12 protein-coding genes are annotated in these 12,056 nt (G+C 47.2%); 7 read left to right on the top strand and 5 right to left on the bottom strand.

The window, feature by feature from the left end; translation table 11 throughout:
• Positions 1 to 762, top strand: coding sequence for a type II secretion system protein N (locus B7360_RS09465; protein ID WP_085343384.1), 762 nt, complete (start codon positions 1 to 3; stop codon positions 760 to 762).
• A gap of 300 nt (positions 763 to 1,062) precedes the next feature.
• Here the strand turns inward: B7360_RS09465 and cysQ are convergent, their stop codons facing one another.
• The 4 genes from cysQ to B7360_RS09485 all read right to left on the bottom strand — a co-directional run bounded on the left by cysQ (position 1,063) and on the right by B7360_RS09485 (position 4,088).
• Positions 1,063 to 1,890, bottom strand: coding sequence for a 3'(2'),5'-bisphosphate nucleotidase CysQ (gene cysQ, locus B7360_RS09470; RefSeq protein WP_005394972.1), 828 nt, complete (start codon positions 1,888 to 1,890; stop codon positions 1,063 to 1,065).
• A gap of 44 nt (positions 1,891 to 1,934) precedes the next feature.
• Positions 1,935 to 2,504, bottom strand: a complete 570-nt coding sequence (nudE, locus tag B7360_RS09475) for an ADP compounds hydrolase NudE (protein WP_005394971.1) — start codon at positions 2,502 to 2,504, stop codon at positions 1,935 to 1,937.
• Positions 2,505 to 2,680: 176 nt separating this feature from the next.
• Positions 2,681 to 3,265, bottom strand: a complete 585-nt coding sequence (gene nfuA / locus B7360_RS09480; RefSeq protein ID WP_005394968.1) for a Fe-S biogenesis protein NfuA — start codon at positions 3,263 to 3,265, stop codon at positions 2,681 to 2,683.
• A 97-nt stretch (positions 3,266 to 3,362) separates the two neighbouring features.
• Positions 3,363 to 4,088, bottom strand: coding sequence for a ComF family protein (locus tag B7360_RS09485; RefSeq protein WP_085343385.1), 726 nt, complete (start codon positions 4,086 to 4,088; stop codon positions 3,363 to 3,365).
• Between the two features lie 84 nt (positions 4,089 to 4,172).
• Between B7360_RS09485 and bioH the strand changes: the two genes are divergently transcribed.
• Together bioH and B7360_RS09495 are read left to right on the top strand one after the other, a co-directional pair.
• Entirely contained in the window at positions 4,173 to 4,940 is a 768-nt protein-coding gene (bioH, locus tag B7360_RS09490) for a pimeloyl-ACP methyl ester esterase BioH (RefSeq protein ID WP_085343415.1), read from the top strand.
• Positions 4,941 to 5,064: 124 nt separating this feature from the next.
• Entirely contained in the window at positions 5,065 to 5,529 is a 465-nt protein-coding gene (locus tag B7360_RS09495; RefSeq protein ID WP_005379316.1) for a hypothetical protein, read from the top strand.
• A gap of 104 nt (positions 5,530 to 5,633) precedes the next feature.
• On the opposite strand, the gene B7360_RS09500 is transcribed toward B7360_RS09495, so the two are convergent.
• Positions 5,634 to 7,955, bottom strand: coding sequence for a Tex family protein (locus tag B7360_RS09500; RefSeq protein ID WP_085343386.1), 2,322 nt, complete (start codon positions 7,953 to 7,955; stop codon positions 5,634 to 5,636).
• A gap of 229 nt (positions 7,956 to 8,184) precedes the next feature.
• Between B7360_RS09500 and B7360_RS09505 the strand changes: the two genes are divergently transcribed.
• The 4 genes from B7360_RS09505 (at position 8,185) to ompR (ending at position 12,024) form a co-directional block, all read left to right on the top strand.
• On the top strand, positions 8,185 to 10,065 hold the full coding sequence (locus tag B7360_RS09505; RefSeq protein ID WP_101911835.1) for a RimK/LysX family protein: 1,881 nt from the start codon (positions 8,185 to 8,187) through the stop codon (positions 10,063 to 10,065).
• A gap of 117 nt (positions 10,066 to 10,182) precedes the next feature.
• Entirely contained in the window at positions 10,183 to 10,674 is a 492-nt protein-coding gene (gene greB / locus B7360_RS09510) for a transcription elongation factor GreB (protein ID WP_005394962.1), read from the top strand.
• A 105-nt stretch (positions 10,675 to 10,779) separates the two neighbouring features.
• The gene (locus B7360_RS09515) at positions 10,780 to 11,175 is read left to right on the top strand and encodes a DUF1090 domain-containing protein (protein WP_085343388.1); all 396 of its coding nucleotides are present in this window, start codon (positions 10,780 to 10,782) and stop codon (positions 11,173 to 11,175) included.
• 129 nt (positions 11,176 to 11,304) lie between these two features.
• Positions 11,305 to 12,024, top strand: a complete 720-nt coding sequence (gene ompR, locus B7360_RS09520; RefSeq protein ID WP_005394960.1) for a two-component system response regulator OmpR — start codon at positions 11,305 to 11,307, stop codon at positions 12,022 to 12,024.
• Positions 12,025 to 12,056: the final 32 nt, after the last annotated feature.

The raw sequence follows: 12,056 nt of genomic DNA on the forward strand, positions 1-12,056 counted from the left end.
GTGAAGCGAGCAGTACTTTACGTTGTTATCTTTATCGTCTTTTTTTCAGTTAGTCTTTTAATGGGATTACCCGTTTCTTGGGTGTTACAGCAAGCACCAACCGTGAGAGGACTAGACATTCAGGGAGCCAATGGCTCTGTATGGCAAGGTCAAGCTTCTAGTGTTCGTTGGCAGCGCCAGAACCTTGGAGAAGTTAATTGGGATTTCCAATGGTCGAGTCTACTAACTGGTAAAGCTGAGTTTGCCGTACGCTTTGGTCGTGGTAGTGAAATGGACGTTCGTGGTCGCGGTTTTGTTGGCTATAGCTTGAGTGGTGGTCCTTATGCCAAAAACTTAGTTGCCTCGATTCCGGCAGTAAAAGTTGTTGAGCAAGCACGTCTCCCTGTGCCCGTCGGCGTTGATGGGCAACTTGAGTTAAATATTCGTCATGCGACTTATGCCGCGCCTTGGTGTAAGAATGGTGAAGGCACTTTGGTATGGAATGCGAGTGGTATTCAAAGCCCTGTTGGTAGCCTTGAACTCGGCCCTGTGATTGCCGTTCTAAACTGTCAGGACAGTGTGTTGACAGCGACTGGTGAGCAAAGCAGTAAACAAGTCTCAGCGGCGTTCTCAGCAGAGCTTATGCCTAATCAGCGATACTCAACCAAAGCCTGGTTTAAACCAGGAGCTGAGTTCCCATCCAGCATGAGTGAGCAACTGAAATGGTTGGGCAAGCCGAACCCTCAAGGTCAATACGAGTTTAATTACCAAGGTCGCTTCTAACCTATCGCGACAAAAACCAAAATTCTCAAAGAGCTGCGATTGTGCAGCTCTTTTTGCTTTTGGATCATAGTAGGCGAAACCCTCTATTCGCTGTACAAAGATCGTGGTGATAATAGAATACAATTCTAAGATTCTGATTTTGAGGGATCTGTTTTCTTGTGTTCAGCACTTTAAGCGATTGGAACATAGTAGGCCAAATGCTCCTAACGCTGTACAAACAGGTCAAAAAGAAAAGGCCACGAACATATTCGTGGCCTTTCAATTGCTAGTACTTAGGCGCTAACTTTACGGATAGAGCGCTTAATCTTTGCGTTGTAAAATCTCATTCCAAGGTAAATCCGCGTCACCAAGCACAATAAAGTTTGGGTTCTCTAGCGTTTCCCGCTCGTTATATGACAGCGGCTCCAATTGCGTGCTGAGAATGCGACCGCCCGCTTCTTCAACAATGCACTGTGTCGCGGCGGTGTCCCACTCACCTGTTGGACCTAGTCTGAGATAGCAATCCACAGCGCCTTCTGCAACAAGACACGCTTTTAATGCCGCAGAGCCGAGCGGAATTAAATCGTAATTCCAAGCACTGCTCATGCGGCTAGTGATGCGATTGATATCTTGACGGCGGCTAATAGCAATCGCGATGCTTTGCCCTGGCTGCTCGTGTTTGTGCGTATGGATTTTTACGCTGTCCGACATGTCGGGAATTTTCCAGGCACCTTTGCCACTATAAGCGTAATAAGTCACGCCAGAGACAGGGCCATAAACGACCCCCATGGTTGGTTTATTGTTGTCGACCAGTGCAATAATAGTCGCAAAGTCGCCGCTGCGAGCGATGAATTCTTGAGTACCATCGAGAGGGTCGACTAACCAATACCGTTCCCACTGAGCCCGTTGCTCGAGGCTGATGTCTGCGTCTTCTTCTGACAATACGGGAATGTCGGGTGTGAGTTCACTCAAGCGTTCTGTGATGAGCTTGTGAGCCGCGATATCTGCGCTCGTTACCGGAGTCTCGTCACTTTTTGTGTAGGCCTCGTACTGTTTTTTTTCATATATTTCGAGGATCATTTGCCCGGCACTACGGGCAATTTCGATGACTTGAGGAAGCAGGTGAGATAGATCTTTTGTCATTGGCATAAGTGATAGTCCTTACTCACAGTATTATTCGGTTCTCATGACCGTTATTGGTTATGTTTGTGAGTGGTGTTTGGTAAGTGTTTCAGTGCCAACATTAGCGCGGTGATGCTTCGTGCTTCACAGAAATCCATGTGAGTTAATAACTCTTCGGCTTGCGCAAGTGGCCAACGCACAATTTCCAGTGGCTCAGGCTCATCGCCTTCTTGCTTCTCTGGATAAAGCGCCTGTCCTAAAAATAGAGTCATTTTGCTCGAAAAGTAAGACGGCGCGAGGATAACTTGTTTCAACGGAGTCAGCTGATTGCAGCCAAAGCCGATTTCTTCTTTTAACTCTCGATCCGCAGCTTGGTGTGGGGTTTCACCTGGATCAATCAACCCCTTCGGGAAGCCCAACTCGTAGCGTTCAGTCCCAGCGGCGTATTCACGTACCAGTAATAAATCGCCTTGCTCAGTCACAGGAACCACCATCACCGCATCGCGTCCACTTGGCTTCATGCGTTCATAAGTACGGTGTTCACCATTAGAAAAACGAAGGTCGAGCGCTTCCACGGCAAACAGTTTGGATTTTGCGACCGTTTGGCATGAGAGTATCTCTGGTGGGGTCCGTTTCGACATGGCGCTGGCTCCTTGGTGTCGTTGGCGTTTACGAGATGCGTAAGATTCTTAATATATGAGAACTCCGCCTGAGTTTCTAGCGGATTTTACGGGCAGAACTAAGCATCTCAAGGTTACCTCAGTATCGATACAAAAATGGGAGACCGAAGCCTCCCATTTTCTGACCGTATTTACTCTTAGTAGTAAGAGTGATCACCACGGTCATGTTCTGTTGCATCACGAACAGCGGTGAGTTCACCAACGAATTGGTTTAGCAGTTCTTTCTCGATGCCTTCTTTTAGTGTTACGTCAACCATAGAACAGCCATTACAGCCGCCACCAAATGCAACAATAGCAATGCCGTCTTCAGTGATTTCAACCAAGTTTACGTGACCACCGTGGCCAGCAAGCTGTGGGTTGACTTGAGTTTGGATAACGTATTCAACGCGCTCAACCAGTGGCGCGTCGTCCGCAACTTTACGCATTTTAGCGTTCGGAGCTTTTAGCGTTAGCTGAGAGCCCATTTTATCGGTAACAAAATCGATTTCAGCGTCTTCAAGGAATGGCAGACTTAGCTCATCCACGTAAGCTGAAAAACCGCTGTAAGGGATTTCAGTGTCGGTCGCTTCTACTGCTTCTGGTGGGCAGTAAGACACGCCACACTCAGCGTTTTGTGTACCTGGGTTCACAACGAAAATACGAATGTTAGTCCCTTCAGGCTGTTGACCTAAAAGGTTAGCGAAATGCGTTTGCGCAGTTTCTGTAATAGTAATATTTGACACGACGAATACCCGAGTAAATTTGTAGGTTACTGCTGCTATTCTACTCTTGTTGACGTATGGGTCTAGTCTTTTTGATGCTAAGGCATGGCGAAGCGATCTAGAGAGAACGAGGAGCAGGTGTTCTGCAGATGCAGTAAATATCGATGCTTTCTACGCCAACTTCAAGTAGTAAATGACATAATTGTCGGACGGTACTGCCTGTGGTGACCACATCATCGACGATGGCAACGTGGGAAGATGGCGGTCGCTTATTGAGAACAAATGCGCCTTTTAGGTTTTGTTCACGGCTCGCTTTAGTATTGCCGCGCTGTGATTGGGCGAGTCTGACCCGGCGAAAGACCTTCGCGTCGAAATTGGTTTTCAATTGCTGGGCGAGGTGTCGGGCTAAAACATCACTTTGATTAAATCCCCGGCGTAGGTAGCGCTGCCAGTGCAATGGTACACTGGTAATGATTGGAGCTGGTGTTGTAATGTGCTGCGCCAGTTGCTGGGTTAGTGCTTTTACATGCCAAGACTCTCCGTGATCTTTAAAGCGTTGTACTTCCCGTGAAAGGGGAAAGTCGTAATCGCCTAACGTATATAGTCTTTGCCATGGCGGTGGTTCTGAAAGGCATTCACCACAAATACTATCCGTACTCATTTCTTCTTTCTGTAACGTTAAACCGCAACGTTGGCATCGCTTGATTGGAGTTAGGTGTTGTAAACAGTGCTCACACCAACGCAGAGCATGCGTGTGGTTTGGTGTTTGAATCGGGAACCGACACAGACCGCATTGACTGCTCAACACGCGATGCATGATGTTTTGCCAGTGATGAGATAACATAGCGCTTATTCATGGTGATATTTTACTCAGCCTAACGCTTGGCTGATGGCGTAGGGAATAAAATAAGTGGGAGAGATTGAGAGCATGAGCACGAAATTACATTGGCAGTCGTTTGGTGAAGGACCTGATCTGGTGTTGTTACATGGTTGGGGTATGAATGGCGCGGTTTGGCAGCAAACCGTCGAATCACTTCAAACCGATTTCCGTGTTCATGTTGTTGACCTTCCGGGCTATGGACACAGTGCCGAGCATCATGGTGAAGATTTAGACCATATTGCTAACTTGGTCGCGCAAAGTGCGCCAAAGAAAGCGATTTGGCTTGGTTGGTCCCTCGGAGGTTTAGTGGCGACGCATGTGGCGTTAAATATGCCCGAGCGTGTGGCTAAGTTGATTACGGTTGCCAGTTCACCAAAATTTGCCGCAGAAAAACCGTGGCGCGGCATTCAACCGAATGTACTGAGCGCGTTCACCTCTCAGTTGTTAGAAGATTTTTCACTGACCATTGAGCGCTTTATGGCGTTGCAAGCGATGGGCAGTCCATCTGCACGCAAAGATGTGAAACAACTCAAGCAAGCGGTACTGTCGCGCCCTCAGCCAAACCCTGAGTCGCTGTTGGTTGGACTAAACATCCTTGCTGATGTGGATCTGCGCGATGCGTTGACGTCTCTTTCTGTACCAATGCTGCGTCTTTATGGTCGTTTGGATGGATTGGTGCCGATTAAAGTGGCGAATGATTTAAGTGAACTGTTACCTCATACCCAGCAGTTTGTTTTCAATCAGTCCTCTCATGCGCCCTTTATGACCGAACATGACGAGTTTTGTGCCCAAATTCGAGAGTTTGCTCACGATTAATCAAATACGAGCGGAAAAAGCTCAAGCTGTTTAAAAAGTGGTCGACATAAAGGTTGGTGAGGTTTTATTAGCCAATAAAGCTAAGCCATATTGACGAGTTGGGCGACTCTGAGGAGGGTTCGCAATGATTGTGTCACCGACCAACGTAAGTGTGCCACTGATCGCCCCATCCGTGAATGTGCAGACGGAACAAGCAGCTCGCGACAATAAAGTCCGAGAGCCTGTGACGCCAACGGTCGCATTGGCCAAAACCAATGCAGAGCGAAAAGTAAAAGGCGATGACAAGCGCCGACGTCAGTCTTCTTGGGATCCTTCAGAGCATCCTGATTATGACATGGAAACAGAAGTCGACACGCGTTATCAAGAAGAGCCGGAAGATACACTAGAACGGCTTTTTAGTTTGCTTGCGCTCAAGTCGTACAGTGAAGACCAAGGTAAGGGCTACGCAATTCGTTTTCGCTTACCAAAGCGCATTTTGGATGCTGCGATCAATGAAGGATTAATGGAAAAGCGCAGGAAGGTGATCAAGTTTCATTATGGTCATGCAGTCGCTCCCCATACCCCGTCAGAAGTGATAGCAGTATTATGACGACTCAATATCCTACTCAAACAAAAACGCTCCAAGCAGATTGAACTGATTGGAGCGTTTTCTTTTTAGCTATGAAAGCTCGTTAGCGGTGAGCCTAGGCGAGATTACTTTTTCGCTTTAGCAAACGCTGCCGCAAAAGCACCGCCCATTGCACTGTTCGATGAAGACTCATCGCGGCGAGGCTGACGACGTTGTGCTTGGTCATTACGACGCGGTGCGGCTGAAGAGCGTTGGCTTCGGTTATCTTGACCCGGTTCGTCTTTCATACGCATCGATAGACCAATACGCTTACGCTGTACGTCCACTTCCATCACTTTCACTTTTACGATGTCGCCCGCTTTCACCACTTCACGTGGATCCGACACATAACGATCTGTCAGTGCAGAGATGTGTACTAGACCATCTTGGTGAACGCCGATATCAACAAAGGCACCAAAGTTGGCTACGTTAGACACCACGCCTTCTAGGATCATGCCCGGTTCTAGATCAGAAACTGAGTTTACGCCTTCTGCAAACGTAGCGGTCTTGAATTCAGGACGTGGGTCACGACCCGGTTTATCCAGTTCTTTGATGATATCGGTAACCGTTGGGACACCAAAGTGTTCATCGGTATAATCCACAGCGTGTAAGCCTTTAAGGAATGCTGAGTCACCAATCAGTGCCTTGATGTCTTTACTGTTTTTCTCAGCAATTGCTTTGACTACTGGGTACGCTTCCGGGTGGACTGCTGAAGCATCAAGTGGGTTCTTGCCGTCCATAATACGTAGGAAGCCCGCACACTGTTCGAACGCTTTAGGACCCAAGCGAGGTACTTTCTTCAACGTCGTACGTGCTTCGAAGCGGCCATTTTCGTCGCGGAAGTCGACAATGTTCTGCGCGATGGTGCTTGATAAGCCCGCTACACGCGTTAATAGTGCGGCAGAAGCCGTGTTCACATCAACCCCAACCGCGTTTACACAGTCTTCCACAATCGCATCTAGGCGTTTTGCCAACATAGATTGGCTTACATCGTGCTGGTATTGACCCACACCGATCGATTTCGGATCGATTTTCACGAGCTCAGCCAATGGATCTTGCAAACGACGCGCAATCGACACTGCACCACGCAGTGATACATCCATATTCGGGAACTCTTTCGCTGCGAGTTCAGAGGCCGAGTACACCGATGCGCCTGCTTCGCTGACGATGATTTTCTGAACTTTTAGGTTGCCGCGTTTGATTACGTCTGCGACAAAACTATCGGTTTCACGAGAAGCCGTGCCGTTACCAATCGCAATTAAATCCACGTTGTACTTACGCACTAACTGGTCAACGATTTGCGCTGATTTGTCGTATTGTTTTTGCGGAGGGTGAGGGTAGATGGTTTCCGTAGCGAGAACTTTACCCGTTGAATCGACAACCGCGATTTTTGAACCGGTACGCAGACCAGGATCGAGACCAAGTGTTGCACGAGGGCCTGCTGGCGCCGCCATCAACAAATCTTTTAGGTTGGTCGCAAATACTTCAATCGCTTCAATTTCAGCACGCTCTTTCATTGCGCCCATTAGCTCGGTTTCCATGTGCATCGATACTTTGATGCGCCATGCCCAGCTGATCACTTGTTTGCGCCATGCATCTGCTGGTGCGCTACTTAACGTCACGCCATAATGGTCGGCAATGATGGTTTCACAGTAAGATTGGCGAGCACCTTCTTCCTGCTCTGGATCAGCGTTCATGGCTAAAGTCAGGAAGCCTTCATTGCGGCCGCGTAACATCGCAAGTGCACGGTGAGAAGGGACTTTGCTCAGCGGTTCGTTGTGATTGAAGTAATCTTTGAACTTCTCACCCTCTTGCTCTTTTCCTTCAACGACTCGTGAGACAAGTTCCGCATTACGATTTAAGTGGTTACGGATTTTTTCCAGTAAGTTTGCGTCTTCAGCAATGCGTTCCATGATGATCGCACGGGCACCGTCTAGGGCGGCTTTGGTATCTGTGATGCCTTTGTCGGCATCAAGATATTTGCTTGCTTCGCTTTCTGGCTCGGTTTGCGGATGATTCCACAGCATGTCAGCTAGCGGTTCTAGGCCGGCTTCAATGGCGATTTGGCCTTTAGTGCGGCGTTTAGGTTTATAAGGTAAGTAAAGGTCTTCAAGACGAGTCTTGCTATCGGCTTGAATAATTTCTTGCTCAAGCTCAGGCGTCAGTTTGCCTTGCTCTTGGATCGATTTGAGAATGGTTTGACGGCGGTCATCCATTTCACGAAGGTAAGACAGACGGCTGTCCAGAGTACGCAGTTGGGTATCATCAAGGCCACCCGTCACCTCTTTGCGGTAACGTGCAATAAAAGGGACGGTGTTACCGTCATCAATTAGGGTGACAGCGGCGTTGACTTGCTCAGGGCGAACATTCAGTTCTTGAGCAATCATACGACAGATAGCTTGGCTCATCCGTGTTTTCTCTTTCAATTCGGTTTGGGTTGTATAGAACATTGGGGTCGTTCGAAGAATTTGCAATGTTTTAAATTAACGAGACAAAAATTTACCGGGCGCTGGTGGACATCAGTCAGATTTGTGTCAAAACTGTAATTAAATTGAGAACTTATATCCGCAACTATCGACTAACCTATATCCACGGTTATTGATATAACTAAATGTACCTCGGCTTATACGGATAATCATGATGAAAAAAATGTCTTTGGCGTTAGCGCTTACGAGTGCCTTACTTGTCGCCCCGCTTAGTTGGGCACAATCCATATCAGCAACCACACAAGACCCTGTATATCAGCTTGATGACAAGTTGGTGCTTGGACGAGTGGAGAGCGTTTACTACAGTGATATTCCAGAGCTAAAAGCGGTACCATTTATTGGCAAGATTGATACTGGTGCTGACACCACGTCTATGCATGCAGAGAACATCCATGTCAGTAGCTCTCATCCTGACTACCAGAACTTGAAAGACAACGAGTTGTTGTGGGCGATTGTCGATGATTTAGGTGGGACGAAGGCGAAGTGGGATGCCGATACTTTTAAACCATATCAAGTGAAGGTGAGCTTTACGGTTCCTCATCCTTACACAGGAAAAGAAATACAGATTACCGACGATCTGGAGCGAGTGAGCGCCATTCGTAGTCGAACAAGCAAAAAGCCTATTTTACGCCCGACAATAAAAATGCCGATGACGATTGCAGGCCATACCGTTGATACAGAAGTGAACCTGACCAAGCGCACGCAATTCTCTTCTCCTATCTTGATTGGTAAAACCTATCTCGATAACAATGCGTGGGTATTCGCTGGCTACGATTATCTTCAAGAGCAACCAAGCGCAAAAATGATCGGCAAAAAAGAGACGGTTGAAGTCGAGGGCGTACCATACAAGATCAGCATCTCAACCACCAGCCGCTACACCAACGTTCACGCACTGGATATCAAGGTTGATAAAAAGAACAATGAAGTTTCTTTCACGCTAGAAGGTGAAAACGGCAAGCGCCATCCAATGACGTTACCTTTGGTACGCATGCTGAAAACCACCAAAAGCGAGCGTCCGTTGGTCTACTTACCAGTGAAAATCGACGAAAACGAAACTCAACGTTGGTTAGTCTATTTACGTGACCGCAGTAAGTTCAGTTCACAAATTCGCTTGGGTCAGGATGTCGCGAGCCAACACTTTGTGATTGATACCGACAGAGAAAACCTATTGGGCGGTGTTGAAAAAACGTTCAAGAGCGCACTCAAGTCAAAGCCCCTCGTGATTTCACCGGAAGAACAAGTCACCATTGATGGTTATACCGTTCCTGCTTACCCCACGTTTACGGTGAAAACGCCATTGCTGCGTGTAAATGGCTTTGAAGTAACAGAAAAAGGTAAGGATGAATCCGTCACGTTTTATTTAATGAACGATGAGGGTAAAGAAGAAAAAATTACCAAGCCTGTGGTGAAAAAGCTCAAAGTGGGTAGCACTGTGCGTCCCGTTGTTGATGGCGATTTCCTTTTCGGTAGCAAAGAGACATCAATGGAATTTGCACTCGACGTGCTAGATGCAGACGAGACGCAACCATTTTTCGTCTTTGGTCATGATATCGCCAAAGGCGGTGTGCTGCTGAATACTCGCGCCGACCATTTACTAGATGCAAGGCCACTTTTCAAAGCTGGTCATATCGAAGTGGCTGAAGTGGAAGGGATGTCTTTCCCTGTTAAATTGGACACTGGTGCTGACGTGAGCTCGATTAATGCCAAGGACATCAAGCGCTTTCAAAAAGATGGTAAAGATATGGTGAGCTTTACTTATGAAAACGATCTAGGCATGACCAAAGCGTTTACCCGTGAGGTAGTGGATGTCATGCGTATAACGGCCAAAAAAGGAGAAAAGGCCAACGAACGGCCTGTAGTAGAAATGCACGTTAAGCTTGGCGAGTTAGAGAAGAAGATCCGAGTCAATTTGCAAGACCGAGGTCGCTTCCATTACAGCATGATTTTAGGTAAAAACTTCCTAAAACATGGCGCGGTTGTTTCGAGTGATACGAATTACATCGTGACGCAAAAACCAGATTACGAAAAGTAGCACTCTGGCCGCCTTATTATCTTGATACCCAAAGCCCGAACGAAGCCAGTGCTTTGGGTATATCATCTCCTTAATGCTGCTCAAGAGCGGCATTTTTTAGTTGAGATAGGAGTTAACTTGAAAACTAAGCTGATTACCCGTGAAGGTTATAACAAACTCAAACAAGAGCATGATTACCTTTGGAATGAAAAGCGTCCTGAAATCACCAAAATCGTCACTTGGGCGGCGAGCCTGGGCGATCGCTCAGAAAATGCGGATTACACCTTCAACAAACGTCTGCTTCGTCAGATCGATCGTCGTGTTCGATTTCTTCGCAAGTTTCTGCCTGAAGTCACGATCGTTGACTATTCTCCGCAGCAAGAAGGCAAAGTCTTTTTTGGTGCTTGGGTTGAAATAGAAAATGAGGCTGGAGAGGTGAAGAAGTTCCGCATAGTTGGGCCTGAAGAGATTTATGGAGATGCGAAAGACTACATCTCTATCGATTCACCTATGGCGCGAGCGATGTTGAAAAAGCAAGTGGATGAAGAATTCACGGTACGCACCCCAGAAGGTGAAAAAGAGTGGTTCATTAACTCGATTGAATACAACAAACCAGCCTTGGAAGACTGAGGCTTTATCACTGATTCAAGTCTCTTGAAGTTCACTAGAAGTGACTTGAGTCTCAACGTCAGCTTATTGGATACAAAGGCATGGTGCCTTTATCGGAGAAGTAAAATGAACAAAGCAGTCATGTGTGGTGCTGCACTAACAATAGGATTCTCACTCTCAGTTTTTGCTCAAGATGAAGTGAAAGGCTGTGACGCCAAAGAGTTAGCGGTAGAACAGCAGCTTGAGTATGCGAAAGCACAAGGTAATGAACATCGAATTAAAGGCTTAGAACAGGCACTTACCGCTATCCAGAATGAATGCTCGGAAGGTGAACTGCGTCAAGAGCTGCAAGCGGAAGTGGACGAAAAGGCGCGAGACGTTGAGGAGCGTGAGCAAGAACTAGCGGAAGCGCAGCGCTCAGGGAAAGCAGACAAAATCGAGAAAAAACGTCACAAATTGGCAGAAGCACAACAAGAGTTACTTGAGGCCAAACGTGAACTGGAATGGAATTATGGCCAATAGTAGGTGCTGAAAATACCTACTAGAGAGAAAATAAAGCGCTTAAGATAAAAAGAGTAACAATTTGCTTGAGCACGTTAGGAAAAACAGTGATACATTTTCGACAATAGATGCTTCTGAAAGGATGTTTCAATGCAAGAAAATCATAAAATTTTAGTGGTTGATGACGATGCTCGTTTACGTGCTCTATTGGAGCGTTACCTTTCTGAGCAAGGTTTTCAGGTCCGAAGTGTCGCCAATGGCGAACAGATGGATCGCCTACTAACGCGCGAAAACTTTCACTTAATGGTGCTGGACCTAATGTTGCCAGGTGAAGACGGTTTGTCGATTTGTCGTCGCCTACGCCATGCAAACAACATGCTGCCAATCTTAATGCTCACCGCGAAAGGTGATGAAGTGGACCGCATTGTGGGTCTGGAAGTGGGGGCGGATGATTATTTGCCAAAACCATTTAACCCACGTGAATTACTCGCTCGCATTAAAGCCGTATTACGCCGTCAAACCGTAGAGTTGCCGGGCGCGCCAAGCACCGAAGAAAAAGTAGTGGAGTTTGGTGAGTTCCGACTCAATCTAGGCACTCGCGAGATGTTCCGCGGTGACGAGGCAATGCCACTGACCTCAGGAGAGTTTGCTGTCCTGAAAGCGCTCGTGACGAATGCGCGAGAGCCGATGTCACGAGACAAATTGATGAACATGGCACGTGGCCGTGAATATTCTGCGATGGAACGTTCTATTGACGTGCAAATCTCACGTTTGCGTCGCATGTTAGAAGACGATCCAAGCAAGCCACGCTACATTCAAACCGTGTGGGGGTTAGGTTACGTTTTCGTCCCAGACGGCAAAGAGGTGTAATCTCCTCACTCCATAGCCAGCACTTGGCTATA

This window comes from Vibrio sp. ArtGut-C1 (genome assembly GCF_002105475.1).
Taxonomy (GTDB): domain Bacteria; phylum Pseudomonadota; class Gammaproteobacteria; order Enterobacterales; family Vibrionaceae; genus Vibrio; species Vibrio diabolicus.